Origin of the sequence: Sphingomonas sp. Leaf67 (genome assembly GCF_001421965.1) — a bacterium.
In the GTDB taxonomy this organism is placed as follows: domain Bacteria; phylum Pseudomonadota; class Alphaproteobacteria; order Sphingomonadales; family Sphingomonadaceae; genus Sphingomonas.
In genome coordinates this window covers 97383-123157 of the sequence record NZ_LMLP01000021.1, presented here as the reverse complement: position 1 = coordinate 123157, position 25775 = coordinate 97383, and the positions used below count along the sequence as shown (strand labels likewise).

The following is a 25775-nucleotide window of genomic DNA, read 5'->3' as shown; positions in this document are numbered from 1 at the left end:
GCCCTATTGCACTTGAGATCTATTATCATTAAGACGTGCTTTAGGGTTGTTTCTCGTTGGAAAACGCCGTACAGCGCCCCCGTCGCGGCAGGACCGCGCCCGACTTGCTACGGAGAGAGACGTCTTGGCTCGCAAGAAGATCGCGCTGATCGGCGCTGGCAACATCGGCGGCACGCTCGCCCACCTCGCTGCCCTCAAGGGGCTGGGTGACATCGTTCTGTTCGACGTCGTCGAAGGCGTGCCGCAGGGCAAGGCGCTCGACCTGTCGCAGTGCGGACCCGTCGAAGGGTTCGACGCGACGATCACCGGCACCAACGACTATGCCGACATCGCCGGTGCGGACGTCATCGTCGTCACCGCCGGCGTCGCGCGCAAGCCCGGCATGAGCCGCGACGATCTGCTCGGCATCAACCTGAAGGTGATGAAGGCGGTCGGCGAGGGCATCAAGAACAACGCCCCCGACGCGTTCGTCATCTGCATCACCAACCCGCTCGACGCGATGGTGTGGGCGCTGCGCGAATTCAGCGGCCTGCCGCACAACAAGGTCGTCGGCATGGCCGGCGTGCTCGACAGCGCGCGCTTCAGCCACTTCCTCGCCGACGAGTTCGAGGTGTCGGTCAAGGACGTTAACAGCTTCGTGCTGGGCGGACATGGCGACACGATGGTCCCGGTCCTCGAATATTCGACCGTCAGCGGCATCCCGGTCACCGACCTGATCGAAATGGGCATGTCGACCAAGGAGCGCGTCGACGCGATCGTCAAGCGCACCCGTGGCGGCGGCGGCGAGATCGTCGGCCTGCTCAAGACCGGTTCGGCCTTCTACGCACCCGCGACCAGCGGCATCGCGATGGCCGAAGCCTATCTGTACGACCAGAAGCGCGTCCTGCCCTGCGCGGCGTATCTGTCGGGCGAGTACGGCATTGACGACCTGTATGTCGGCGTGCCCGTCGTGATCGGTGCCGGCGGCGTCGAGAAGATCGTCGAAGTGAAGCTGGCCGACGAAGCCAAGGCGAACCTCTCCGTCTCGGTCGATGCGGTCAAGGAACTGCTGGTCGCCTGCAAGGGCATCGACAACAGCCTCGCATGACTTAGGTGACGTACCCCCGCGCAGGCGGGGGTCCAGGGTAACGGAGCGTACCGCTCGTGGCTCTGGATCCCCGCCTGCGCGGGGATACGAAGGGGCGGCGGGATGAAGGCAGGTTTCGTCTACATCGTTGCCAGCCGCCGGAATGGAACGATCTATACCGGTTCGACCAGCAATCTGATCCAGCGCGTCCATCAGCATCGCGACGGTACGGTTGAGGGATTTACGAGCCAACACGAATGCATTCTTCTGGTCTGGTACGAATGTCATGACGATCTGCAGGAAGCGCGATTACGCGAACGCCGGATCAAGAAATGGAACCGTGACTGGAAGTTGCGGCTGATTGAAGAGAACAACCCCGGCTGGCACGATCTGTTCGGACAGCTGACCTGATTTTCGCTCCGTCACTCGGAGCAGCAAGGGAAACGAAGATGAGCATCCTCGTCAACAAGAACACCAAGGTCATCACCCAGGGGATGACCGGCGAAACCGGCAGCTTCCATACCAAGGCGGCGCTGGAATATGGCACGCAGATGGTCGGCGGCGTGACGCCGGGCAAGGGCGGCACCGAGCATCTCGGCCTGCCGGTCTACAACACCGTCGCCGAAGCCAAGTCGAAGACCGGCGCCGATGCCTCGGTCATCTACGTGCCGCCGCCCTTCGCCGCCGACTCGATCCTCGAAGCGATCGACGCCGAAATCCCGCTGATCGTCGCGATCACCGAAGGCATTCCGGTGCTCGACATGGTCAAGGTCAAGCGCGCGCTGTCGGGTTCGAAGTCGCGGCTGATCGGCCCAAACTGCCCGGGCGTGCTGACGCCGGGCGAGTGCAAGATCGGCATCATGCCGGGTTCGATCTTCAAGAAGGGCAGTGTCGGCGTGGTCTCGCGCTCGGGCACGCTGACCTATGAAGCGGTGTTCCAGACTTCGAACGCCGGCCTCGGTCAGACGACCGCCGTCGGCATCGGTGGCGATCCGGTCAACGGCACCAACTTCATCGACGTGCTGGAGCTGTTCCTGGCGGACGACGAAACCCAGTCGATCATCATGATCGGCGAGATCGGCGGCGATGCCGAAGAACAGGCCGCGCAGTTCCTGATCGACGAAGCCAAGCGCGGTCGCAAGAAGCCGATGGCCGGCTTCATCGCGGGCCGTACCGCCCCTCCGGGCCGTCGCATGGGCCATGCCGGCGCGATCGTGTCGGGCGGCAAGGGCGACGCGGAAAGCAAGATCGCGGCGATGGAAGCCGCCGGCATCAAGGTTGCGGCTTCCCCAAGCGAACTGGGTTCGACGCTGCTCGAAGTGCTGAACGGTTGAAGGTGACTTGCCCCGTGCGACCACCCGCACGGGGCACCGCCCGGTTCGACCGGGCAGAAGCGGACAGGATGTGACCATGGGCTACGAAGGCCAGGATTTCGACATCGCCGCCGGCGTCAGCCCGGCATTCGTGGAAACGCTCTATGGTCGCTACCGCGAGAATCCCTCGTCGGTCGATGCCGGCTGGCGGCAGTGGTTCGACGGGCTGGAGGGTGCGACCCAGCATCCCAGCTGGCAGAGCAAGCGCTGGCCGCTGACCGAGACCGACGCGCTGACCGCCGCGCTCGACCCGACGCAGATGGAGCCGGCGCCCAAGCCCGTCCGGGGCGGCAAGCCCGCCCCGGCCGCCGCTGCCGCGCCCGCGCCGAAGGTCGATGTCGCCAAGGCCGCAGGCGATGCGATCCGCGCGCAGTTGCTGATCCGCACCTATCGCGTGCGTGGTCACCTCGCCGCCAATCTCGATCCGCTGGGCCTCGCCCGTCGCGAACTGCCCGAGGACCTGCGCACCGAATATCACGGCTTCTCCGATGCCGAGATCGACACGCCGGTCTATCTGGGCGGTACGCTCGGCCTCGAATGGGCGACCGTGCGCGAGATCGTCGACATCCTGCGCGCCAATTACTGCGGCAATGTCGGCCTTGAATATATGCACATCGCGGACGTGGAGGAGCGCAAGTTCCTGCAGGACCGGATGGAAGGCCGCGACAAGGCGATCCAGTTCACCCCCGAAGGCAAGAAGGCGATCCTCGCCAAGGTCATCGAGGCGGAGCAGTGGGAGAAGTTCCTCGGCCGCAAATATGTCGGCACGAAGCGCTTCGGCCTCGACGGCGGTGAATCGATGATCCCCGCGCTCGAAGCGGTCATCAAGTACGGTGGCCAGCTGGGCGTGCGTGAGATCGTCTACGGCATGGCGCATCGCGGCCGTCTGAACGTGCTGACCAACGTCATGAACAAGCCGTTCCGCGTCCTTTTTCACGAATTCGCGGGCGGCAGTGCCAACCCCGACGATATCGGCGGTTCGGGCGACGTGAAGTACCACCTCGGCACCTCGACCGACCGCAGCTTCGACGACGTGTCGGTGCACATGTCGCTGGTCGCCAACCCCAGCCACCTCGAAGCGGTCAATCCGGTCGTGCTCGGGAAGGTCCGTGCGCAGCAGACCTTCCGCGGCGATCTCGAAAAGCACGAACAGGTCCTGCCCGTCCTGATCCACGGCGACGCGGCATTTGCGGGCCAGGGGATCGTGTGGGAATGCCTCGGCTTCTCGGGCATCCGTGGCTACAACACCGGCGGCTGCGTCCACTTCATCATCAACAACCAGGTCGGCTTCACGACTTCGCCGCAGTTCGCGCGCTCGTCGCCCTATCCGTCGGACGTGGCGAAGGGCGTGCAGGCACCGATCTTCCACGTCAACGGCGACGATCCCGAAGCGGTGACCTTCGCCACCAAGATGGCGATCGAATTCCGTCAGGCGTTCAAGCGCGACATCGTCATCGACATGTGGTGCTATCGCCGCTTCGGCCATAACGAAGGCGACGAGCCGTCCTTCACCCAGCCGCTGATGTACGCGAAGATCAAGGGCCACCCCGGCGTCAGCGACATCTATGGCAAGCGGTTGCAGGACGAAGGCGTCATCGACGGCGACTTCGTCACCGCCAAGACCGCCGAGTTCACCCAGCATCTCGAAGGCGAATTCGAAAACGCCAAGAGCTACAAGCCCAACCGCGCCGACTGGTTCGCCGGTCGCTGGTCCGGCCTGCACGCGCCGATGGATGCCGAAGGATCGCGCCGTTCGGTCGATACCGGCATCGAACAGAAGCTGTTCGATTCGCTCGGCCGCACCCTGACGACGGTTCCCGACAGCATTCAGGTCCACAAGACGCTGTCGCGCGTCCTCGATGCCAAGCGCGGCATGTTCGCGGGTGGCGAAGGCTTCGACTGGGCGACCGCCGAGGCACTGGCGTTCGGTTCGCTGCTGTCGGAAGGCTTCGGCGTGCGCCTGTCGGGTCAGGATTCGGGTCGCGGCACCTTCTCGCAACGCCATGCGGTGTGGGTCGACCAGACCGACGAACACAAATATGTCCCGCTCAACAATATCGAGCATGGCAGCTTCGAGGTGCTGGACAGCCCGCTTTCCGAATATGGCGTGCTCGGCTTTGAATATGGCTATGCGCTGGCCGATCCGAAGGCGCTGGTGATCTGGGAAGCGCAGTTCGGCGATTTCGCCAACGGTGCGCAGATCATGATCGATCAGTTCATCGCGGCGGGCGAAGCCAAGTGGCTGCGCGCCAACGGCCTCGTGTTGATGCTGCCGCACGGCTACGAAGGTCAGGGTCCGGAACATAGCTCGGCGCGTCTCGAACGCTTCCTGCAACTGTGCGCGGGCGACAATATGCAGGTCGCCAACGTTACGTCGCCGGCGAACCTGTTCCATCTGCTGCGTCGCCAGATGCATCGCAATTTCCGCAAGCCTCTCGTCATCATGACGCCCAAGTCGCTGCTGCGGCACAAGATGGCGGTGTCGAAGACCGAGGACTTCCTGCCGGGCACCCATTTCAAGCGGTTGCTGTCCGATCCGTCGGCACCGGCCGATGCGAACACGACCCGGCTGGTGCTGTGTTCGGGCAAGGTCGCGTTCGACCTGATCGAAGCACGCGACGCGGCCGGCGATACGCAGACCCAGATCGTCCGCGTGGAACAGATTTATCCGTTCCCGTCGGACGCGCTGGTCGAGCGGCTGAAGCGTCTGCCCAACCTGACCGATGTGGTCTGGGCACAGGAAGAGCCGAAGAACAACGGTTCGTGGTTCCTGGTCGAACCGGCGATCGAGGAGGCGCTGGCCGAGGCCGGTTCGCAGGTTCCGCGCGCCCGGTACGCGGGTCGTGCGGCGGCGGCATCGCCCGCCACCGGGCTGATGAAGCGGCACCAGGCCGAACAGGGCGCGCTGGTCGCCGATGCGCTCGGCCACAATGTCCGCGACGAAATCCGCCGCACCCGTCAGGCCGAGGGCGATCGCGCCACCGGCAAGGCCGCATCCTAACCGTGTTATTACCCCCGACACGGGGGAGATGAGGAAGATCCGATGGCAACCGAAGTTCTGGTCCCCACGCTGGGCGAATCGATTACCGAAGCGACGCTGGGCGAATGGTTGAAGAAGCCCGGTGAGGCGGTCGCCGCCGACGAACCGATCGCCAGCCTCGAAACCGACAAGGTGTCGGTTGAGGTGCCCGCGCCGGTCGCCGGCGTCATGGGGCAGCACGCCGTGCAGCCCGGCGATACCGTGTCGGTCGGCGCGATGATCGCGACGATCGAATCGGGCGACGGTGCCGCCGCCGCGCCGAAGGCAGAAGCGCCGAAGCAGGACGCCGCTCCGGCCCCCGCCGCGGCACCTGCCCCGGCCGCTGCACAGCAGGCTCCTGCCGGTGGCGACAACAATGTCGATGCCGCCGCGCTGTCGCCGTCGGTGCGTCGCGCGATCCTCGAACACGGCGTCGACCCGGCCAAGGTCAAGGGCACCGGTCGCGACGGTCGCATCACCAAGGAAGACGTGGTCGCCGCCGCCGGTGACAAGTCGGCCGCTGCTGCGCCGGCCGCCGCGCCTGCTGCCGCCGCAGCGCCGGCCGCCAGCGCCGCCCCGGCTCGCGGCGAGGAACGCGTGAAGATGACGCGCCTGCGTCAGACGATCGCCCGCCGCCTGAAGGAAGCGCAGGACACTGCCGCGCTGCTTACCACCTTCAACGACGTCGACATGACGGCGGTGATCGAGGCGCGCGCGAAGTACAAAGACCTGTTCGAAAAGAAGCACGGCGTTCGGCTGGGCTTCATGGGCTTCTTCGTGAAGGCCGCGACGATGGCGCTGAAGGACATTCCTTCGGTCAACGCATCGATCGAGGGCGATGAGATCGTCTATCGCGACTATGCCGACATCTCGGTCGCCGTATCGGCACCGGGCGGCCTGGTCGTTCCCGTGATCCGCGACGCCGACAAGCTGTCGGTCGCGGGCGTCGAAAAGACGATCGGCGACTTCGGCAAGCGCGCCAAGGATGGCACGCTCAAGATGGACGAGATGAAGGGCGGTACCTTCACCATCTCGAACGGCGGCGTGTTCGGCTCGCTGATGTCGACGCCGATCATCAACCCGCCGCAGTCGGCGGTGTTGGGCCTCCACCGCATCGAGGAACGCCCGGTCGTCCGCGACGGACAGGTCGTGGTGCGCCCGATGATGTACCTCGCGCTCAGCTATGACCATCGCCTGATCGACGGTCGCGAAGCGGTGACCTTCCTCGTCGCGCTCAAGAACGCGATCGAGGACCCGACCCGCCTGCTGATCGACCTCTAAGGACGACCCGGAAACCGATGGGCATGGTGATCTATCTGCGTCGGGCCGGCGATGCCGACATCGACCGGCTGGTCGCCGACCCATCGGTGTTCGAGGACTTCCTGTTCGAGGAAGGCGTCGAGGATCTCGACTTTCTCGATCTGGGCGAGGCGTGGCACGCGGTCCATTACCTGCTGACCGGATCGGCGGACGATCTCGGCGACACGCTGGGCATCATCATCGCCGCGCTCCCCGAACTGGGCGCGGACGAGAATGGCGAGGGCGGGATCGGCCTGATCGCGCCGCCGCTGATGCAGGCGTTCGCCGATGCGCTCGACCGGCAGGACGATGCCATGCTCGCCCGCCGCTTCGATCCGCGGGCGATGGCGAAGGCCGATGTCTATCTGGCCGACACGTTCGGCGGCGCCGATGCACTTGATTACGTGATGCGGGGGATTCCGGCCCTGCGACAATTTGCGGCACAATGCCGCCGTACCGGCGACGGCGCGATCCGCGTGATCGCCCACAACGACTAGGACGGGATAGAGACTATGGCTGAATATGACTTCGACGTCCTCGTGATCGGTGCCGGCCCCGGCGGCTATGTCGCGGCGATCCGCGCGGCGCAGCTGGGCCTGAAGACCGCGTGCGCCGAAGGGCGCGAGACGCTGGGCGGCACCTGCCTGAACGTCGGGTGCATCCCGTCCAAGGCGCTGTTGCATGCGTCCGAACTGTATGAGGAAGCAACCGGCGGTCACCTCGCCAAGTTCGGCGTCGAGATCCAGGGCGCGACACTGAACCTCGACCAGATGCATGCTGAAAAGGCCAAGGCAGTCGGCGAGCTGACGGGCGGCATCGAGTATCTGTTCAAGAAGAACAAGGTCGAATGGCTGAAGGGCTATGCCGCGTTCGAGAACGACCATAGCGTGAAGATCGGCGACCGCACCGTCACCGCGCGCGACATTGTCATCGCCACCGGTTCGAGCGTTACCCCGCTGCCGGGCGTGGCGGTCGACAACGACGCGGCGATCATCGTCGATTCGACCGGTGCGCTGGCGCTGCCCAAGGTACCCGAGCATCTGGTCGTCATCGGCGGCGGCGTGATCGGGCTGGAACTGGGCAGCGTGTGGCGTCGCCTGGGTGCCAAGGTCACCGTGGTCGAATATGCCGACCAGATCCTGCCCGGTTTCGACGGCGAGGTCCGCAAGGAATCGGCCAAGCTGTTCAAGAAGCAGGGCTTCGACCTGAAGACTTCGACCAAGGTCACCGGCGCGTCGGTCGACGGCGGCACCGCGACGCTGACGGTCGAACCTGCCGCCGGCGGCGAAGCGACCACGCTGACCGCCGACGCCGTGCTCGTATCGATCGGTCGCCGCGCCAACACCGAGCATCTGGCACTCGACAAGGCCGGCCTGTCGGTCAACCAGCGCGGGCAGGTCGACATCGACGACGAATTCCGCACCAAGGTCGACGGCATCTGGGCGATCGGCGACGTGGTCCACGGCCCGATGCTGGCGCACAAGGCCGAGGACGAGGGCGTCGCGGTCGCAGAGTTCATCGCCGGCCAGACCGGCATCGTGAACCACGACGTCATCCCGAGCGTGGTCTACACCATGCCCGAAATCGCCGGCGTCGGCCTGACCGAGGAAGCCGCGAAGGAAAAGGGCGAGGTAAAGGTGGGCAAGTTCCCGTTCGCCGCCAACAGCCGTGCCAAGACCAACCGCGACACCGATGGCTTCGTGAAGGTCATCGCCGATGCCAAGACCGATCGCGTGGTCGGTGTGTGGATCGTTTCGTCACTGGCCGGCACGATGATCGCGCAGGCGGCCCAGGCGATGGAATTCGGCGCGACCAGCGAAGACATTGCATACACCTGCCACGCACACCCGACCCATGCCGAAGCGCTCAAGGAAGCGGCGATGGCGGTGCGGGGCAAGCCGATCCACATCTGATCGGGTGCGGACGGGATCGTCGTTCCCGCGCCGGCGGGAATGACGAGCAGCCGCCGAGGGATGGAAGCAGACATATGCGGGGCGGGGCATGGCGACATGCTCCGCCCTTTCGCTGTCGGGCTTGGCCGAGACGCAGAGGCAACTACCCTCCCCTCCCTGGAAGAGGAGAAGCGCCCCCGTCCGACCGCCTACCGGACGTAGTTAGGCAAATATAAAAACATCCCCCCTAGCCTGTCGTCTGAGAATCAATGGGGTGGCGAGCGTGAACGCATTCGGGCGGCGGAGCGGCATGGGCGGAGCGGGCGGCGGCAGGCCGTCCTTCGGGGTCGCGCGGCCGATGCAGGGATCGGGGCCGGCACGCGCCGCCGATCTCGACCTTGGCTCGCAATTTCCATCGCTGACCCAGATACCGCTGTCAGGCGACGATTTCACCCCGATGCCGGGCGAACAGGCGGGTAGCCTGCCGCAGGGGGTGGGCGACGCGATGCAGCGGCTCGCCGACCGACAGGCATTGTCGGGCGACGCTGGCAACAGCCGTGTCGAAGGGTTCGAATCCTCGATCCACCGCATTAAGGAACAGGTGTTGCCGCGCCTGCTCGAACGCGTCGATCCCGAAGCCGCCGCAACGCTCAACAAGGACGAGCTGGCCGAGGAATTCCGGCCGATCGTCGGGGAGGTGCTGGCCGAATTGAAGCTGACGCTGAACCGGCGCGAGCAGTTCGCACTGGAAAAGGTGCTGGTCGACGAGCTGTTGGGCCTTGGGCCGCTTGAGGAATTGTTGGCGGACCCGGCGATCAGCGACATCATGGTCAACGGTCCGGAACAAACTTTCGTCGAGCGTAAGGGCAAGCTGGAACTCGCCAATATCGCGTTTCGCGACGAAGAGCATCTGTTCCAGATCGCGCAGCGCATCTGCAACTCGGTCGGGCGGCGTGTCGACCAGACGACGCCGCTGGCCGATGCACGGCTGAAGGACGGCAGCCGCGTCAACGTGATCGTGCCGCCGCTCAGCCTGAAGGGCACCGCGATCTCGATCCGTAAATTCTCGGCGAAACCGATCACCATCGACATGATGTCGGGCTTCGGATCGATGAGCAAGGAGATGGCGACCACGCTGAAGGTCGCGGGCGCCAGCCGGTTCAACGTCGTGATCTCGGGCGGTACCGGCTCGGGCAAGACCACCATGCTCAACGCCCTGTCGAAGATGATCGACCCCGGCGAGCGCGTGCTGACGATCGAGGACGCCGCCGAATTGCGGCTGCAACAGCCGCACTGGCTGCCGCTGGAAACCCGCCCGCCCAACCTGGAGGGGCAAGGCGAGATCACCATCCGCGATCTGGTGAAGAACGCGCTGCGTATGCGCCCCGACCGGATCATCCTCGGCGAAATTCGTGGCAGCGAGTGTTTCGACCTGCTCGCGGCGATGAACACCGGTCACGACGGATCGATGGCGACGCTCCACGCCAACTCGCCGCGCGAATGCCTCGCGCGGATGGAGAACATGGTGATGATGTCGGACATCAAGGTGCCGAAGGAAGCGATCAGCCGCCAGATCGCCGACTCGGTCGACCTGATCGTACAGGTCAAGCGCCTGCGCGACGGTTCGCGGCGCGTCACCAACATCACCGAGGTGATCGGGATGGAAGGACCGGTGATCGTCACCCAAGAGCTGTTCAAGTTCGAGTATCTCGACGAAAGCGCCGACGGCAAGATCATCGGCGAATATCGCTCGATGGGGATGCGCCCCTACACGCTCGACAAGGCGCGGCAATATGGCTTCGATCAGGCGCTGCTGGAGGCCTGCCTGTAGCACTTGCGCGACCGTCGCCCTACATCCGGGCGGTGTTGCTCCGCCTGATCCTCGCGCTGCTGCTGTGCGCGCCCGCCATCGCCCGTGCGCAGGGCACGCTGTCCGCCGATGCCGAGGCGCGCTGGGTGCCCTTCACCCTGACCGCCGCCAACCATCTGCGGTTCGCGATGACCATCGATGGGGTCGCGGCGCAGGCGCTGCTCGACACCGGGCTCAACCATTCGGCGGTCAGCCGCGACTTCGCCCGCCGCGCGAAGCTGACCATCGATCCGCAGGGCGCGGCGTCGGGCGTGGCGCTGGGCGGTTCGATCCGCGTCGACTGGGCGGCGACCAAATCGGTGGCGTTCGGCGCGCTCGACCGCAGCGGCGGACGGGTGGCGGTGATCGACCTGCCCAAACTGCTCGCCAGCGCCTCCGGCGATGCCGATGTGCTGGTCGGCACCGACCTGATCTCTCCCCATGCGCTCGACATCGATTTCGCCAACCGCCGGTTCCGCCTGTTGCCGAGCGGACGGATGCCGTTCACCGGCACCCGCGTGCCGCTGTCGATCCAGTCGGGCAGCGGCCTGTATCTGACGCAGGCGATGCTGGCGAAGACGCGCGTCCGCCCGCTGCTGATCGATACCGGCGACGGCGGTGCGCTCAGCATCGCGCGCAACGCGTGGCGGGCGGCCGCGATCAGGGGCGCGCGGGTCACGTCGACGATCGCCTATGGCGCGGGCGGGGTGGTCGATGCCGGGCTGACCGTTACCGACGCGGTATCGCTGGGCGGGCAACCGACCGGGTCGATCGAAGTGCGGATCGAGGCGGATGGCGGCTTTGCCAAACAGGTCCGCGTCGCCGGGCGGATCGGCACCGGGCTGTTGCTGCGCTACCGCGTGCTGCTCGATCCCGGCGCGGGGCAGATGCTGTTGTCGCCGAACCCCGACGCCCCGCCCGCGCCACTCAAATCGACCAGCGGCCTGCTGCTGGGGTACGACCGGGCGCGGCTGCGCGTACTGCACGTCATGGCCGGCGGCCCGGCGGCGAAGGCGGGGTGGAAGGCCGACGACCTGATCTGTCAGGTCGATGGACAGGCCGTGGCGCTGACGGCCAATGGCGGCGTCGACGTCCGCTGGGGCACCGATGCACCGGGACGGATCGTGCGGCTGACGATGTGCGACGGCGCGGCCCGAACGCTGACGCTGGCGCGCTTCTATTGAGCCGTGGCAGCGGGGCTGCCTCGCTCCCCTTGCCCGGCGTTAGTCACGACAGCCGCTTGCGGGCCTCCGGCGCCCTCTGATCGGCCGGTGGCCGTGGTCGACATCGGCGGACGGCGCAGTCGTTCCGCCACCCGCCAGCAGCAACAAGGCGGCCCCGATCCCCTTTGACTGCGCGGCGTCCCCCGACACATCGCGTCGGGGAGAGGATAACAGCGTTGCCGCCGGCCCGATATCGCACCCTATTTCAGGGCCATCGCGACGCTGAACACCGCCAGCAGCACCGCGATCAACTGGACCAGCGTCCATGGCATCCAGCCGACGCGATCGGGATCGCGGCGCAGGGTACGGCGACGTTCCGCCAGCACCGACACTGCAAAGAGCATCGCCGCCACGCCCGCGATCGTCCATAACAGCCTGTGTGCGTCGTCCACCCGTTCCTCCCGTCAGGAGTTTTCCCATGCGTCGAACCGCCCTGTTCCTGCCAGTCCTAAGTACCGCGCTGGTCGCGCTGACCCCCGCCCCGGCGCAGGCCCCGCGCGGCCCGCTGGCCGCTGCGGTCGCATCGCCGCTGCGCGATCCGGCGAATACGGCACGCGACCGCTATCGCCATCCGGCCGAAACGCTGGCGTTTTCCGGCGTGAAGCCGACCGATACGGTGGTCGAGATCTGGCCGGGCAATGGCTGGTACACCGAAATCCTCGCCCCGATGCTGCGCGACAAGGGCCGCTATGTCGCCGCCGGCCCCTTGCCGCGTACCGCCGAGATGGTGGCGAAGCTGCAAGCGCGCGATGCGACCGCGTTCGGCAAGGTGCAGGCGATGGCCTTCCCCGCCGGGGCCGGACAGACCGGCGTGCCCGACGGCGTCGCCGACAAGGTGCTGACGTTCCGCAACGTCCATAACTGGCGCTTCGGCGGGGCCGATCAGGCGCAGGCAGCGTTCAACGCGATGTTCCGGATGCTGAAACCCGGCGGCGTGCTGGGCGTGGTCGAGCACCGCCTGCCCGAGCAACGCGACGCCGCTGCCGAAGAGAAATCGGGGTATATGAAGGAAAGCTCGGTCATCGCCTTTGCAACGAAGGCCGGGTTCAGGCTGGCGGGCACATCGAACGTGAACGCCAACCCCAAGGATACCGCCGACTGGCCGCAGGGCGTGTGGACGTTGCCGCCGACCTATCGGTTGAAGGACGTCGACCGCGCCAAATATTCCGCGATCGGCGAAAGCGACCGGATGACGCTGCGCTTCGTCAAGCCGAAGTAACATTCATCGGGTGGGGGCCGTATCGCTCACCCCCCGGCCGTTCGCGGGGATCGAGCCCGTTCGAGCAGCGGCGATCGAAAATGACCGGGACACCCGGAAGCGCGTATGGGGTTACGGGTGGCATGTCCTTCGATACACCGCTTCGACTTTGCTAAGCGGCTACTCCAGACGAACGGACCAGGACCGATCGACCTTCAGTTCGCTGGGTGCAGGAATGGCCTTCCATCCCCGTTCGTCACTCCCGCGCAGGCGGGAGTCCCTATACGCCAGCGTCGCGGATCGAGCCAAACCGTCGGCGTTTATGGATTCCCGCCTGCGCGGGAATGACGAAGTTCCTTGGTTATCTCTGAATGTCGATCGGCCCCAAAAGCAAAACGCGCCGTTCGGTTCGAGCCGCGATCGGGCGACCTACCGCGCGCGTATTTGGAACGGGGTTTCGCAGGGTAGCCGTTCTCGACAGACGCTTCCCGACAAGCTCGAACCTGACAGTATGGATGGGGGAGTCGAACGGCACCCCCGCCCGATCATCCCAGCTTGTCGACCTTGTCCTGCAACCGCGCGAGTTCGGCGCGCAGGGCGGCCATTTCGTCGACCTTGACCGGCGTTTCGGTCGTGGTCGTCGCGGGGGTCGCAGCCCCGGGTGCACCGGGGGCACCCGGCTTGAACGCATGCGCCGCCGCTTCGAACATGGCGAGGTTGCGCTTGGCGATTTCCGCGAAGGGCGAATGGGCGAAGGCACCTTCGACCGCGGTCTTGAACTGTTCCTGGTTCCGGCGGAAGCTGTCCATCGACGCCTCCAGATACCCCGGCACCATTGCCTGCATCGAATCGCCGTACAGCGTGATGAGTTGACGCAGGAAGCTGACCGGCAACAGCGTCTGTCCCCGGCTCTCCTCCTCCATGATGATCTGCGTCAGCACGTTATGGGTGATGTCGTCGTCGGTCTTCGCATCGACGACCTTGAAATCGCGATGTTCGCGCGTCATCGCTGCCAGATGCTCGAGCGTGATGTAGGACGAAGTCTCGGTATTATAGAGCCGACGATTGGCGTATTTCTTGATGATGACGGGGCTGCCGTCGGCCGCTGCCTTCTTCATGCGAAATCCTTGCGCGAAAGATGTTCCTATGGCTACACCGGTTGATACCGCGCCGCAACACGGACCACGGCCTTTACCGTTGTTTCTCTCGATGTTGCGCAGCGAAACCGCCGATGATCCCGGCCGTCGCGCCCGCGCGCTGACGGGCCTGCGCGCCTATCAGGACGCGCCGCGCCTGCCGCGCACGCCCATGGCCGAACCGGTCGCGCGCGACGGACGGATCGTTCTACGCGATTATGGCGGTGCGGGACGACCGGTGGTGGTGATCCCGTCGCTCATCAATCCGCCGTTCGTCCTCGACCTGTCGCCCGAAAAATCGCTGCTGCGCTGGCTGGCCGGACAGGGGCTGCGGGTGTTGCTGGTCGACTGGGGGACGCCCGCGCCTGACGATCGTGCGATGGACCTTGGGCGTCATGCGCAGGCGGTGGCGCGGCTGTGCGCGACGCTGGACGAACCGCCGTTGCTGGTCGGCTATTGCCTTGGCGGGACGATCGCGCTCGCCACGGCGGGGTTCGTGCCGGTGGCGGGCATCGCCCTGATCGCGACGCCGTGGCATTTCACCGGGTTCGACGATGCGACCCGCGCCGGCGTCGCCGACCAATGGACCATGGCGCAGCCGACCGCCGAGCGGATGGGCCTCGTCCCGATGGAGTTTCTTCAGGCGATGTTCTGGCAGCTCGATCCGGGGCGCACCGTCGATAAATATGTCGGCTTCGCCGATCTGGACCCGGCATCGGCCAAGGCGCAGGCGTTCATCGCGCTGGAGGATTGGGCCAATGCCGGCGCGCCGCTGCCCTATGCGGCGGGACGCGAATTGTTCGACGACCTGTTCGATGCCGATCTGCCCGGCACCGGACGCTGGCGGGTCGCCGATCGCATCGCCTCCGCCGACCATCCTGTGCCGATGGTCGAATTCGTCGCGGCGGACGACCGCATCGTTCCCGCCGCCAGCGCGATCGGCCTGCCCGACCGGCGTATCGTGCCCGCGGGCCATGTCGGCATGATCGTCGGATCACGCGGACCAAGCGTCCTGTGGGAACCGCTTGCGCACTGGCTATGCGACGGTTCGCGCACTAGATAGCGCGCGAACCTTTAGGAGAAGGATTGCCCATGACCGACGTCGTCATCGTAGCCGCCAAGCGTACCCCCGTCGGGAGCTTCCTCGGCGCTTTTGCCGCGGTGCCGGCGCATGAACTGGGGCGGCAGGCGATCGCCGCCGCGCTGGATCAGGCCGGCGTCGCTGCGGCGGACGTATCGGAAGTGATCCTCGGCCAGGTGCTGACCGCGGGACAGGGCCAGAATCCGGCCCGGCAGGCGTCGATGGCGGCGGGCGTGCCGAAGGAAGTGCCGGCATGGAGCCTGAACCAGGTGTGCGGGTCGGGCCTGCGCGCGGTGGCACTGGCGGCACAGGCGATCCAGACCGGCGATGCGACGATCGTGGTCGCGGGCGGACAGGAAAGCATGTCGCTGTCGGCGCATGCGGTACAGCTGCGCGCCGGCACCAAGATGGGCGACGGCACGATGGTCGACACCATGATCAAGGACGGCCTGACCGACGTCTTCAACGGCTATCACATGGGCATCACTGCCGAAAACCTTGCCGAGCAATATCAGGTGACCCGCGCCGAGCAGGACGAATTCGCCGTCCGCTCGCAGAACCGCGCCGAAGCCGCCCGCAGCGAGGGCCGCTTCGTCGACGAGATCGTCCCGGTGACGATCAAGGGCCGCAAGGGCGACACGGTCGTCGATCAGGACGAATATATCCGTGCCGGCGCGACCATCGACGGCGTGTCGGGCCTGCGTCCGGCGTTCAAGAAGGACGGTTCGGTGACCGCCGCCAACGCGTCGGGCCTGAACGACGGTGCTGCCGCGCTGGTCGTGATGTCGGCCGACGAAGCCGCGAAGCGCGGTCTCGAACCGCTCGCCACGATCAGGAGCTGGGCGACCGCCGGCGTCGATCCGTCGATCATGGGCATCGGCCCGGTCCCCGCCTCGCGCCGGGCGCTGGAAAAGGCCGGCTGGAGCGTCGACGACCTCGATCTGGTCGAAGCCAACGAAGCCTTTGCCGCACAGGCGCTGGCGGTCGGCAAGGACATGGGCTGGACCGCCGACAAGGTGAATGTGAACGGTGGCGCTATCGCGATCGGCCATCCGATCGGCGCATCAGGCGCCCGCGTGCTAACCACGCTACTGTACGAGATGAAGCGCCGCGACGCGAAAAAGGGGCTGGCGACGCTGTGCATCGGCGGTGGCATGGGCATCGCGATGTGTGTCGAGCGGTGATTCCGGAGTTGTAACGAAGTGTTTCTGCGCAGCTTAATTATCTGGAGATGGCGCCCTAAGACAAAAAGCTACCCGAGCTGCGCAGCACTATGGAAAATATGTGACATCCATGTCACATTCATCTTCGTAAATTTTCGATTGCTTCACAACTTCTTGCCAGCCCCGATAAAAATCAATTTTCTAGCGCCAAGGCCGGATCAGTCCGGCCCAAATTCGGGGCGATATCCATGAACATACACCGTCTTTTCGGTGCGACGGCGCTTGCAACCGTCGCATTTCTTCCCCATGCCGCGTTCGCGCAGGCGGAAAATGGCGCGGCCACCGCCGATTGCGCCCCAGGCGATAATCGGCTCGAATGCGCCACCGCTACGGCCGACAATCAGAGCGAGATCATCACGGTAACCGGATCGCGCATCGTCCGCCCGGCCAATCTCGATTCCGCCAATCCGATCGTTTCGGTCAGCCTGCAGGAGCTGACGAACAACGGCAACGTATCGCTCGGCGATGCGCTGAACACGCTGCCGGCACTTGGCGCGACCTACAGTTCGGCCAACTCGACGCGGTTCATCGGCACGGCGGGACTGAGCCTGCTCGATCTGCGTCGTCTCGGCACCACCCGAACGCTGGTCCTGCAAAATGGACGCCGTCACATCACGGGTACGCCAGGATCGTTTCAGGTCGATATCAATACCATTCCCGTCGACCTGCTCGACCGGGTCGATACCGTCACCGGCGGCACCTCGGCCGTCTATGGCTCTGACGCGATTGCCGGTGTGGTCAACTTTGTCACGAAGCGCGACTTCGAAGGGGTCCGTCTGCGCGGACAGGGCGGCATTTCGGATCGTGGCGATCGTGGCGCCTATTTCCTGAGCGGCACTGCCGGCAAGAATTTTGCCGACGGCCGCGGCAACATTGCGATCAACGCCGAATATTCCTTTTCCGACGTGCTGTACAACACCGACCGCGACGACCTGACCGGCGCGTATAGCGGACGTTCGCAGTTCAACGCGGTCGAGAATACCGGGCCGAACCTGAACAGTTCTGCCGGCCAGCTTCGCGGTTCGGAATCCGCGCTGGGCAACGGCATTCCGGATCAGGCGTTCCTGACCGGCGTACGCAACGGCAATATTTCGGAAGGCGGCATGTTCATCGCCGGCTGCCCGACCGCCGCAGCAACCGGTGAGTCCGCAGCAGCGTTCGCGGCGCGACGGACGGCGGCATGTTCCGGCATTCCGGCACCGACCAGCGCCAATCCGCTGGCACAATATGGGCGGGCCTTCGGATTCCTGTCCGATGGCTCGTTGCAGGCCAATAACTGTCTGAATGACCTGCGCTTTACGGTCGCAAGCTCGAATTGCGTTGGCGGTATCGGGTCGACGCTGCGTTTGACCGGCATGTTGCAGCCGCGCATCGAACGCTATGGTGCCAACCTTCTCGCCCATTTCGACGTAGCCGATGCCTTCCGTCCGTTCGTCGAGGCGAAATGGATCCGGATCAATTCGTTGCAGGAAGGTCAGCCGACTTTCTACAACAACTCGTTCAGCATCAATAACCCGTATCTGTCGACCCAGGCGCGCAACCAGCTGACGTCGGTCCTCGCACCGGGTGCCACGACCTTCGCGGCACAGCGCTTCAACGTCGACTTCGGCGCGCGTGGCGAGGACCATCAGCGCGACACCTATCGGATCGTCGGAGGCGTCGAGGGCACGTTCAACACCGACTGGAAATACGAACTGGCGGTGAATTACGGCCGGGTCGAAACATCCTATTCGACGGCGGGCAACGTCCTCCAGGCGCAATATGCACGGTCGATCAACGCCGTTCGCAATACCGCCGGCCAGATCGTCTGCGCCGTGAATGCGGATACGAATGCCGCCAATGACGATGCAAGCTGCGTACCCGTCAACCTGTTCGGCAATGGCAATGTCTCGCAGGCCGCGCTGAGCTATTTCGGCTATACCTCGACTCGTGAGGAATGGGCCGACCAGCTGAACGCTACCGCCTATGTTTCTGGCAATCTCAGCCAGTTGTTCGAACTGCCCGGTGGACCGATCGGGTTCGCCGTGGGCGGTGAATATCGCAAGGAACGCGCCTATGCCGCCTACGACCCGACGACCGCTGCGGGCCTGACCTTCCTGAACGCCATTCCGACCTTCGATCCGCCGTCGTTCGTATCGAAGGAGGCGTTTGCCGAAGTCCGCGTGCCGCTGCTGACCGAAACCTTCATCCACGAACTCTCGCTCGAAGGGGCAGCACGCTATTCCGACTACAGCGTCGGCGATATTGGCGGGACCTGGACCTGGAATCTGGGCGGCGTGTTCGCACCCGTCCGCGATCTGCGCCTGCGTGCGGGCTATGGCAGTTCGGTGCGGGCGCCGACGCTCAGCGACCTGTTCACCGCCAATGTGCAGACTTTCGCCAACGGCTTCTCCGACCCGTGCGGACGTCAGAACATCAACAACAACCCGAACCGCGAACGGAATTGTGCCGCGGCCGGTGTGCCTCTGACCCAGACGTTCAACGGCACGACCGAACCGTTCACCAACGTTCCGACGTCGGGAATTTCAGGTTTTAACCGGGGCAATCCCGCCCTGCGCGAAGAGCGTTCGAACAGCTTCACCGTCGGTGCCGTGTTCCAGCCGCGGGTGCTGCCGGGCTTCTCCGCCTCGTTTGATTATTACAATATCCGCATCAAGGACGCGATCAATTCGCTGGCGGGCCAGACCATCATCAACCAGTGCTACGACAATCCCAGCGGTGTCGACAACGAGTTCTGCGCCGTGGTCTTTCGCCGACCGGACGGTACGTTGGCCGGACAGCAGAACGTGACCCATGCCGGCGGCGTCGTATCGCTGCCGCTCGACGGCCCGTCGTTCTTCTCGCAACCGTTCAACTATGCGAAGCTCGAAGCATCGGGCGTCGACGCCGACATTGCGTATAATACCAGCCTCGGTGGTGATACGCGGATGACGCTGCGTGCGCTGGTCACCTACGTCATCAAGCGGAACAACTTTACGGACATTGCCGATCCGACGTTCCGCACGCGGCAGTTAAGCCAGGTGGGCGATCCGCAATGGCGCGCCAATTTGCAGACGAATTTCGATTTCGGCGTGTTCGACCTGAATTACCAGCTGCAATACGTCGGAAAGCAAACGATCGGGGCCTATGAAACGCAGAACGTGTTCGACGGGCGTCCGGCGCAAAATCCGGACTCGTTCCCGTTCGTCTATTATCCGGAAATCTTTTATCACAACCTGCGCATCGGCGCAGTGGTGAACGATCGTTTCCGGCTGTACGGGGGTATCGACAACATCACCGATACACTGCCGCCGCTCGGCCAACAGGGTACCGAAGCCGGCAGCTTGTGGACCAATACCGGTCGCTACATGTATGTCGGGTTCGAAACGAAATTCTGATCGAGCCTGCCAGCGACTATCGAGGGGCCGCGTGTATAGCGGCCCCTTTTTTATGGACGACGTTGCCATATTGGGCGATGCGCCATCGCAGGATCATGAAGGGATCTTCGATGTCAGCCGCCGAGACATATACCAATCCGGTCACCGACATGGCCACCCTAGGGCGAACCGCCCGGACCGCCGCACATGCGCTGGCGACCACGCCGACCGCGGTCAAATCGACGGGTCTCCGTCACGCCGCAGCCGCGATCCGCAAAGACGCCGCCGCGATCCTAGCCGCCAACGCACAGGACATCTCCGCGGCCGAAGCCAACGGCCTGTCGGGGGCGATGCTCGACCGGTTGCGACTCGACCCCGCCCGACTCGAAGCCACGGCCGCGGGTGTCGAGGCAGTGGCGGCCTTGCCCGATCCGGTCGGCGACGTCATCGACCGCTCCGAACGTCCCAACGGCCTCGTCCTCACCCGCGTTCGCGTGCCGATCGGCGTGATCGGGATCATCTATGAAAGCCGCCCCAATGTGACTGCCGATGCCGGGGCGCTGGCGGTGATGGCGGGCAACGCCGCGATCCTGCGCGGCGGCAGCGAGGCGATCCATAGCAACCGCGCGATCCATACGGCGATGGTGCGCGGGCTGGTGGCCGGCGGATTGCCCGAAGGTGCGGTGCAACTGATCCAGACGACCGACCGGGCGGCGGTCGGGGCGATGCTGGCCGCCGAGGGGCTTATCGACCTCATCATTCCGCGCGGGGGCAAGAGCCTCGTCGCGCGGGTGCAGGCGGAGGCGCGGGTGCCGGTGCTGGCGCATCTCGACGGGCTGAACCACAGCTATGTCGATCGCGCCGCCGATCCGACAATGGCCCGGGACATCGTCGTCAATGCCAAGCTGCGTCGCACCGGCGTGTGCGGCGCGACCGAGACCCTGCTGATCGACCGGGGCTATACCGATCCGCTGCCGATTCTGACCGGGTTGCTCGACGCCAGCTGCGAATTGCGCGGCGATGCGGAGGTGCGGGCGCTGCACCCCGCGATCCTCGAGGCGAATGACGACGACTGGGACACCGAATATCTCGATGCGATCCTGTCGGTGAAGCTGGTCGACGGCGTCGACGCGGCGATCGCGCATATCTCGGCGCATGGATCGCACCATACCGACGCGATCATCACCGCCGACGAACCGACCGCCGACCATTTCCTCGCGCGGGTCGATTCGGCAATCGTGATGTGGAACGCCTCCACCCAGTTCGCCGATGGCGGCGAATTCGGGCTGGGCGCGGAGATCGGCATCGCCACCGGCCGGCTGCACGCGCGCGGCCCGGTCGCGCTGGAGGGGCTTACGACGTACAAGTGGATCGTGCGCGGGACCGGTCAAACCCGGCCTTGATGGCGGGGCTGACGCGGCATAGGTTGCGGTGATGGAAAAGACCTCGCTGACTGCGTCGATCGACATCGAAACCGCCGCCATCGTGCAACGATTGGCGACGGCTCGCGGTCAATCGATCGGCGATGTCGCTGCGGCTCTATTGCATGAAGCTGCCCTGTCCGAAGAACGCCTTCTGGATGCCGCGCAGACTGGACTGGACGACTTGCAGCACGGCCGAACGATCCCCCATGACGTGGTGATGCGGGAATTGGATGCGATGATCGCTCGCCATCGCGCACGATGCCAGGACTGATCTGGACCGCGTCGGCCCTTCGCGATCTGGCCGATCTCGATGCCTATCTGATCGAGCAGGATGCCGCCCTGTCGGCGGTGCGCATCCTGGGTTACCTTCGTGCAGCGGCTGATCGGGTGCGAGATTACCCTGGCATCGGTCGATCGATCGCCCAGGGCGTCCGGGTCTGGCGGGTTGCCCGCACCGCTTATATCCTGCTCTACACGCTCGAGCAGGACGATGTAGCGATCCTCCGCGTCTTGCACGAACGTCGGAACTGGCGCGACGACCGGTCTTCGCTGGCATGAGCCGCATCGGCCTGCTCGGCGGATCGTTCAATCCCGCGCACAACGGCCACCGCCGGGTGTCGCTCGCCGCCAGACGCGCACTGGCGCTGGACGAGGTGTGGTGGCTGGTATCGCCCGGCAACCCGTTGAAGCCTGCCGCCGGCATGGCCCCGCTTGCCGCGCGGCTGGCGTCGGCCAAGCGAGTGGCACGCCATGCGCCGATCCGGCCAACCGCGATCGAACGCCGGCTAGGCACCCGCTATACCGTCGATACCTTACGGAGACTGGTGCGGCTGTACCCGCAGCATCGCTTCATCTGGCTGATGGGTGCGGACAATCTGGCGGAGTTTCATCGTTGGCGCGACTGGCGCGGAATTGCGCGGACGGTGGCGATTGCGGTCGTCGCGCGTCCGGGCTATGATGGTCGCGCCCTCGCTAGTCCTGCGATGGGCTGGTTGCGGCGCCATGCGCGGCCCGCAGGCCAGGCGAGACGATGGACGATGTGGAGTTTGCCGGCGCTGGTCCGTTTACGCTTCCGCCCCGATCCGACTTCGGCGACCGCGATCCGCGCCGCCGATCCCGCTTGGCACCGTCGGGCAATTCCGCCCGTCCGGTCCGGTGCACAGGCCCCTGAAAGCTGACCCCCTTGCCGACTTCTTCCGACCCGACTGACGCCATGCGCGAGACCGAAGCGCTGCACCGCCTGGTGCTCGCCAGCCTCGACGACGACCAGGCGGTCGAAACGGTGTCGATCCCGCTCGCCGGCAAGTCGAGCATCGCCGATTACATGGTCATCGCCAGCGGCCGGTCCAGCCGGCAGGTGGCATCGATGGCGACCAAGCTGGCCGAACGGGTCAAGGCCGAGTTCGGCCGCCCGTCGCGCATCGAAGGGCTGCCGACCGCCGACTGGGTGCTGATCGACACCGGCGACGTGATCGTCCACCTGTTCCGCCCCGAAGTCCGCACCTTCTACAATCTGGAGCGGATGTGGGCGTTCGGCGACACGCTGAACCCGACCGCGCACGCATAACGCCGTCCGCCCGTGCTGCTGCATATCGTCGCGCGCGGGCGGATCGGGCGTGGTCCCGAAGCCGAACTGATCGACCGCTATCTCAAGCGCGTCGGCTGGCCGACCCGGATCACCGAACTGCCCGATACCGGCGGCAAGATCCCGCCGGTCGATCCGGGCACGCGCATCGTGATGCTGGATGAAAAGGGCCGCGACCTGCCGTCGCTGGCGTTCGCGACGCAGCTTGGCCGCTGGCGCGACGATGGCGTGCGCGAAACCCGGTTCCTGCTGGGTGCCGCCGATGGCTTCGACGATGCGCAGCGGGCACAGGCCGATCTGTTGCTGGCGTTCGGCCGGGCGACATGGCCGCATCTGATGGCACGGGCGATGCTGGCCGAACAATTGTGGCGCGCGACCAGCATCCTCGCCGGCCACCCGTATCACCGCGAAGGATGAGGCGCGCCTTCGCCCTGATCGCCGGGCTGGCCGCGCTGGCGGGCGCGGCGGCGTGGGCGCAGGATGACCCGGTCGCCAGCGGGCGCGAGCGGCTGGAAAGCGCGCGCCGGGCGGCGGCGGCAGCCAGCGTCCGATCGCAACAGCTCGACCGTGCCGCCCGTGCCGCCAGCGCCGGGGCCGAACGCAGTCGTGCCGCGCAGGCCGCGCTCGCCGCGCGCATCACTGCTGCCGAAGCGGATCGCCGGGCGGCGCAGGCGCGCGTTGCCCTGATCGGGGAACTGCTCGCCCGGCGGCGTAGCGAACTGGCCGCCCGGCAGGCTCCGGTCGCGCGGCTGGTCGGGGCGTTGCAGTCGCTGGCCAGTCGTCCCGCATGGCTGGCCGTCGCGCAGCCGGGGTCGACCGACGATCTGGTCCATGTTCGTGCGGTGCTCGGCACCGTGGTGCCGGCGATGCAGCAGCGTACCGCCGCGGTCCGCACCGCCATCGCCGATGCCGCGCGGCTGCGCTCGCAGGCGGGTACGGCGCTGACCGCGCTGGCGGCGAGCAACGCGCGACTGGAAAGCGAACGGCTGGCGCTGGTCCAGGCAGAGGCGGCACAACGGCTGCGCTCGCGGGTGCTGGCGCGCGGGGCGCTGGTCGAATCGGACCGGGCGATTGCGCTGGGCGAACAGGCGCGCGATATCGTCGATTCGCTGGAGGAACTGGGCGAGGTCAGCGATACCCGCGCCGCGCTGGCCGCGTTGCCGGGGCCGCTGCCGCGCCCTGAAACGGGCGCATCCCCGCTGCCCCCGCCTGCCTATCGCCTGCCGGTCGCGGGGATCGTCGCCGCCGGGTTCGGCGAAATCAGCGACAGCGGGGTGCGTGCGCGTGGCGTCACGCTGACCGTTCCACCGGGGGCTGTCGTCGTTGCGCCGGCGGCTGGCACCATCGCGTTCAGCAAGCGGTTTCGCGGCTATCGCCGGGTTATCATCCTCGACCATGGCGGCGGCTGGACGACGGCGATCACCGGCCTTGCCGCCAGTGCCGGTCCGGTCGGCGCGCAGGTGCGCGCGGGAACGGTGATCGGGCGCGCGCCGGGCGGGGAGTCGCCGGTGACGGTCGAACTGCGCCGCCACGGCGTGCCCGTCGATCTGGCCGCGATGCTGTAGCGAGGGCGGAAAACCGCTTGCATCCGCCCCCGCGTCGTCCATCTCCGGTTCAGGCCATCGCCGCTTTGATCGCCGGACGATTTCCAGCTAGTGTGGCTTCCGTACCGCAGTCGAAAGCATCAAGCGTATATGCGTATGTCCCGTCCGTTTCTTCAGGCTACCGCGATCGTCGGCGCACTGGCGCTGGTCCCCGTCGCGACCGGCGCGATGGCGCAGGCCGATGCCGGCAGCTTTCGCGAACTCGATAATTTCATGGACGTCTATAACCGGGTGAAGGCGAGCTACGTCGACAAGGTCGACGACAAGACGCTGATGGAAGGGGCGATGCGCGGCATGCTGGCCGCGCTCGACCCGCATTCCAGCTATCTCGACGCCAAGGATTTCGAAAATCTCCGCATCGCCACCAGCGGCAATTATTCGGGCCTCGGCCTGTCGGTCACGATGGAGGATGGCGCGGTCAAGGTCATCACCCCGACCGAGGATACGCCGGCGGAGCGCGCGGGCATCAAGTCGGGCGACTATATCACCCATGTCGACGGCAAGCTGATCGTCGGCGGAACATTGGACGAAGCGGTCGCGCAGATGCGCGGGCCGACGGGGTCGAAGGTATCGCTGACCATCGTCCGCCCCGGCCGCGACAAGCCGATCGAACTGACGCTGGTGCGCAGCACGATCGTGCAGAAGCCGGTGAAGTGGGAAGTGAAGGACGGCATCGGCGTCATCAACATCAACACCTTCAGCGAGACGACCGGGGCCGATACCCGCGCCGCGATCGCCGGGATCGACAAGGCGCTGGGCCACAAGCCCAAGGGCTATGTCATCGACCTGCGCGACAATGGCGGCGGCCTGCTGACGCAGGCGATCGAGGTGTCCGACACCTTCCTCGCGCGCGGCGAGATCGTGTCGCAGCGTGGCCGCGACAAGGCGGATACCGAACGCTATTTCGCCGAGGAAATGGTGCCGGGCGATCTGGCGCAGGGGCTGCCGATCATCGTGCTGACCAACCCGGGCACCGCATCCGCTTCGGAAATCGTCGCCGGCGCGTTGCAGGACCATCACCGCGCGATCGTGATGGGCGAGCGCAGCTTCGGCAAGGGATCGGTCCAGTCGATCTTCGACCTGTCGAAGAATACCGCGCTGCGCCTGACCACCGCACGCTATCACACGCCATCGGGTCGATCGGTACAGGAAGGCGGTATCGACCCCGACCTGAAGGTACCGCAGATTTCGGACCCCGATTACAAGAGCCGTCCGGTGTACCGCGAAGCCGATCTGCGCCGGCATCTGGTCAACGAAGCCGGCATCGACGACAAGACGCTGACCGAGGATACGAAGGACGATCCGCGCTTCGCCGAAACCGCCGAATCGCTCAAGAAGCGCGGCGTCGACGATTTCCAGCTCTATTATGCGCTGCAAACGATGGGTCGGGTCGGTCCGACGACGCGGATGGCCGCTGCTGCGCCGAAACCGGGCAAGCGCTGAAGCG

The 25775-nt window shown here is 65.8% G+C and carries 23 protein-coding genes; 21 read left to right on the top strand and 2 right to left on the bottom strand.

The window, feature by feature from the left end:
* The first annotated feature begins 124 nt into the window (after positions 1-124).
* The 9 genes from mdh to ASE90_RS12715 all read left to right on the top strand — a co-directional run bounded on the left by mdh (position 125) and on the right by ASE90_RS12715 (position 11682).
* Positions 125-1087 carry a malate dehydrogenase gene (mdh, locus tag ASE90_RS12755; protein WP_056001210.1) on the top strand — a complete coding sequence of 321 codons (963 nt, stop codon included), beginning with the start codon at positions 125-127 and terminating at the stop codon, positions 1085-1087.
* 102 nt (positions 1088-1189) lie between these two features.
* Positions 1190-1477: a GIY-YIG nuclease family protein gene (locus ASE90_RS12750; RefSeq protein WP_056001207.1), complete on the top strand. Its 288-nt coding sequence runs from the start codon at positions 1190-1192 to the stop codon at positions 1475-1477.
* A 38-nt stretch (positions 1478-1515) separates the two neighbouring features.
* Positions 1516-2400: a succinate--CoA ligase subunit alpha gene (gene sucD / locus ASE90_RS12745; RefSeq protein ID WP_056001204.1), complete on the top strand. Its 885-nt coding sequence runs from the start codon at positions 1516-1518 to the stop codon at positions 2398-2400.
* 76 nt (positions 2401-2476) lie between these two features.
* Positions 2477-5440: a 2-oxoglutarate dehydrogenase E1 component gene (locus ASE90_RS12740; RefSeq protein ID WP_082449786.1), complete on the top strand. Its 2964-nt coding sequence runs from the start codon at positions 2477-2479 to the stop codon at positions 5438-5440.
* 42 nt (positions 5441-5482) lie between these two features.
* Positions 5483-6739 carry a 2-oxoglutarate dehydrogenase complex dihydrolipoyllysine-residue succinyltransferase gene (gene odhB / locus ASE90_RS12735; protein ID WP_056001198.1) on the top strand — a complete coding sequence of 419 codons (1257 nt, stop codon included), beginning with the start codon at positions 5483-5485 and terminating at the stop codon, positions 6737-6739.
* Positions 6740-6762: 23 nt separating this feature from the next.
* Positions 6763-7254: a DUF1877 family protein gene (locus ASE90_RS12730; RefSeq protein WP_162235093.1), complete on the top strand. Its 492-nt coding sequence runs from the start codon at positions 6763-6765 to the stop codon at positions 7252-7254.
* Between the two features lie 15 nt (positions 7255-7269).
* Positions 7270-8670 (top strand): dihydrolipoyl dehydrogenase, encoded by a 1401-nt coding sequence (gene lpdA, locus ASE90_RS12725; RefSeq protein ID WP_056001192.1) that lies wholly within the window; start codon positions 7270-7272, stop codon positions 8668-8670.
* 289 nt (positions 8671-8959) lie between these two features.
* On the top strand, positions 8960-10480 hold the full coding sequence (locus ASE90_RS12720) for a CpaF family protein (RefSeq protein ID WP_056001189.1): 1521 nt from the start codon (positions 8960-8962) through the stop codon (positions 10478-10480).
* Positions 10481-10512: 32 nt separating this feature from the next.
* Complete coding sequence (locus ASE90_RS12715; protein ID WP_056001186.1) at positions 10513-11682, top strand: aspartyl protease family protein; 1170 nt, start codon at positions 10513-10515, stop codon at positions 11680-11682.
* A gap of 239 nt (positions 11683-11921) precedes the next feature.
* On the opposite strand, the gene ASE90_RS12710 is transcribed toward ASE90_RS12715, so the two are convergent.
* A complete protein-coding gene (locus ASE90_RS12710; protein ID WP_056001183.1) occupies positions 11922-12113 on the bottom strand; it encodes a hypothetical protein in 192 nt (63 codons plus the stop codon).
* A 26-nt stretch (positions 12114-12139) separates the two neighbouring features.
* On the opposite strand from ASE90_RS12710, the gene ASE90_RS12705 reads away from it, so the two are divergent.
* A complete protein-coding gene (locus tag ASE90_RS12705) occupies positions 12140-12940 on the top strand; it encodes a class I SAM-dependent methyltransferase (protein ID WP_056001180.1) in 801 nt (266 codons plus the stop codon).
* Positions 12941-13464: 524 nt separating this feature from the next.
* On the opposite strand, the gene phaR is transcribed toward ASE90_RS12705, so the two are convergent.
* Positions 13465-14037 (bottom strand): polyhydroxyalkanoate synthesis repressor PhaR, encoded by a 573-nt coding sequence (gene phaR, locus ASE90_RS12700; protein WP_056001177.1) that lies wholly within the window; start codon positions 14035-14037, stop codon positions 13465-13467.
* Positions 14038-14128: 91 nt separating this feature from the next.
* Here phaR and ASE90_RS12695 point away from each other — a divergent pair, with 91 nt between their 5' ends.
* The 11 genes from ASE90_RS12695 to ASE90_RS12645 all read left to right on the top strand — a co-directional run bounded on the left by ASE90_RS12695 (position 14129) and on the right by ASE90_RS12645 (position 25771).
* Positions 14129-15118, top strand: a complete 990-nt coding sequence (locus ASE90_RS12695) for an alpha/beta fold hydrolase (protein ID WP_056001174.1) — start codon at positions 14129-14131, stop codon at positions 15116-15118.
* Between the two features lie 29 nt (positions 15119-15147).
* Positions 15148-16320, top strand: a complete 1173-nt coding sequence (locus tag ASE90_RS12690; RefSeq protein WP_056001171.1) for an acetyl-CoA C-acetyltransferase — start codon at positions 15148-15150, stop codon at positions 16318-16320.
* Between the two features lie 227 nt (positions 16321-16547).
* Complete coding sequence (locus tag ASE90_RS12685; RefSeq protein ID WP_056001168.1) at positions 16548-19736, top strand: TonB-dependent receptor domain-containing protein; 3189 nt, start codon at positions 16548-16550, stop codon at positions 19734-19736.
* A gap of 110 nt (positions 19737-19846) precedes the next feature.
* A complete protein-coding gene (locus ASE90_RS12680; protein ID WP_056002270.1) occupies positions 19847-21118 on the top strand; it encodes a glutamate-5-semialdehyde dehydrogenase in 1272 nt (423 codons plus the stop codon).
* A 31-nt stretch (positions 21119-21149) separates the two neighbouring features.
* Positions 21150-21410: a hypothetical protein gene (locus ASE90_RS12675; RefSeq protein WP_056001165.1), complete on the top strand. Its 261-nt coding sequence runs from the start codon at positions 21150-21152 to the stop codon at positions 21408-21410.
* The gene (locus ASE90_RS12670) at positions 21398-21697 is read left to right on the top strand and encodes a type II toxin-antitoxin system RelE/ParE family toxin (protein ID WP_056001162.1); all 300 of its coding nucleotides are present in this window, start codon (positions 21398-21400) and stop codon (positions 21695-21697) included. The genes ASE90_RS12675 and ASE90_RS12670 overlap by 13 nt, the downstream gene beginning before the upstream one ends.
* Positions 21694-22317, top strand: coding sequence for a nicotinate-nucleotide adenylyltransferase (locus ASE90_RS12665; RefSeq protein ID WP_056001159.1), 624 nt, complete (start codon positions 21694-21696; stop codon positions 22315-22317). Before ASE90_RS12670 ends, ASE90_RS12665 begins: the two co-directional genes overlap by 4 nt.
* A gap of 35 nt (positions 22318-22352) precedes the next feature.
* The gene (rsfS, locus tag ASE90_RS12660; protein WP_056001157.1) at positions 22353-22706 is read left to right on the top strand and encodes a ribosome silencing factor; all 354 of its coding nucleotides are present in this window, start codon (positions 22353-22355) and stop codon (positions 22704-22706) included.
* A 12-nt stretch (positions 22707-22718) separates the two neighbouring features.
* Positions 22719-23141: a 23S rRNA (pseudouridine(1915)-N(3))-methyltransferase RlmH gene (locus ASE90_RS12655; protein ID WP_056001154.1), complete on the top strand. Its 423-nt coding sequence runs from the start codon at positions 22719-22721 to the stop codon at positions 23139-23141.
* Entirely contained in the window at positions 23138-24289 is a 1152-nt protein-coding gene (locus ASE90_RS12650) for a murein hydrolase activator EnvC family protein (protein ID WP_082449785.1), read from the top strand. Before ASE90_RS12655 ends, ASE90_RS12650 begins: the two co-directional genes overlap by 4 nt.
* A gap of 135 nt (positions 24290-24424) precedes the next feature.
* A complete protein-coding gene (locus ASE90_RS12645) occupies positions 24425-25771 on the top strand; it encodes a S41 family peptidase (RefSeq protein WP_056001151.1) in 1347 nt (448 codons plus the stop codon).
* Positions 25772-25775: the final 4 nt, after the last annotated feature.

Excerpts from the sequence above, each read along its gene's own strand:
- ASE90_RS12750 (WP_056001207.1), top strand. The coding sequence starts at position 1,190 with ATGAAGGCAGGTTTCGTCTACATCGTTGCCAGCCGCCGGAATGGAACG.
- sucD (WP_056001204.1), top strand. The coding sequence starts at position 1,516 with ATGAGCATCCTCGTCAACAAGAACACCAAGGTCATCACCCAGGGGATG.
- ASE90_RS12740 (WP_082449786.1), top strand. The coding sequence starts at position 2,477 with ATGGGCTACGAAGGCCAGGATTTCGACATCGCCGCCGGCGTCAGCCCG.
- odhB (WP_056001198.1), top strand. The coding sequence starts at position 5,483 with ATGGCAACCGAAGTTCTGGTCCCCACGCTGGGCGAATCGATTACCGAA.
- ASE90_RS12730 (WP_162235093.1), top strand. The coding sequence starts at position 6,763 with ATGGTGATCTATCTGCGTCGGGCCGGCGATGCCGACATCGACCGGCTG.
- lpdA (WP_056001192.1), top strand. The coding sequence starts at position 7,270 with ATGGCTGAATATGACTTCGACGTCCTCGTGATCGGTGCCGGCCCCGGC.
- ASE90_RS12720 (WP_056001189.1), top strand. The coding sequence starts at position 8,960 with ATGGGCGGAGCGGGCGGCGGCAGGCCGTCCTTCGGGGTCGCGCGGCCG.
- ASE90_RS12705 (WP_056001180.1), top strand. The coding sequence starts at position 12,140 with ATGCGTCGAACCGCCCTGTTCCTGCCAGTCCTAAGTACCGCGCTGGTC.
- phaR (WP_056001177.1), bottom strand. The coding sequence starts at position 14,037 with ATGAAGAAGGCAGCGGCCGACGGCAGCCCCGTCATCATCAAGAAATAC.
- ASE90_RS12695 (WP_056001174.1), top strand. The coding sequence starts at position 14,129 with ATGTTGCGCAGCGAAACCGCCGATGATCCCGGCCGTCGCGCCCGCGCG.
- ASE90_RS12690 (WP_056001171.1), top strand. The coding sequence starts at position 15,148 with ATGACCGACGTCGTCATCGTAGCCGCCAAGCGTACCCCCGTCGGGAGC.
- ASE90_RS12685 (WP_056001168.1), top strand. The coding sequence starts at position 16,548 with ATGAACATACACCGTCTTTTCGGTGCGACGGCGCTTGCAACCGTCGCA.
- ASE90_RS12680 (WP_056002270.1), top strand. The coding sequence starts at position 19,847 with ATGTCAGCCGCCGAGACATATACCAATCCGGTCACCGACATGGCCACC.
- ASE90_RS12675 (WP_056001165.1), top strand. The coding sequence starts at position 21,150 with ATGGAAAAGACCTCGCTGACTGCGTCGATCGACATCGAAACCGCCGCC.
- ASE90_RS12670 (WP_056001162.1), top strand. The coding sequence starts at position 21,398 with ATGCCAGGACTGATCTGGACCGCGTCGGCCCTTCGCGATCTGGCCGAT.
- ASE90_RS12665 (WP_056001159.1), top strand. The coding sequence starts at position 21,694 with ATGAGCCGCATCGGCCTGCTCGGCGGATCGTTCAATCCCGCGCACAAC.
- rsfS (WP_056001157.1), top strand. The coding sequence starts at position 22,353 with ATGCGCGAGACCGAAGCGCTGCACCGCCTGGTGCTCGCCAGCCTCGAC.
- ASE90_RS12650 (WP_082449785.1), top strand. The coding sequence starts at position 23,138 with ATGAGGCGCGCCTTCGCCCTGATCGCCGGGCTGGCCGCGCTGGCGGGC.
- ASE90_RS12645 (WP_056001151.1), top strand. The coding sequence starts at position 24,425 with ATGTCCCGTCCGTTTCTTCAGGCTACCGCGATCGTCGGCGCACTGGCG.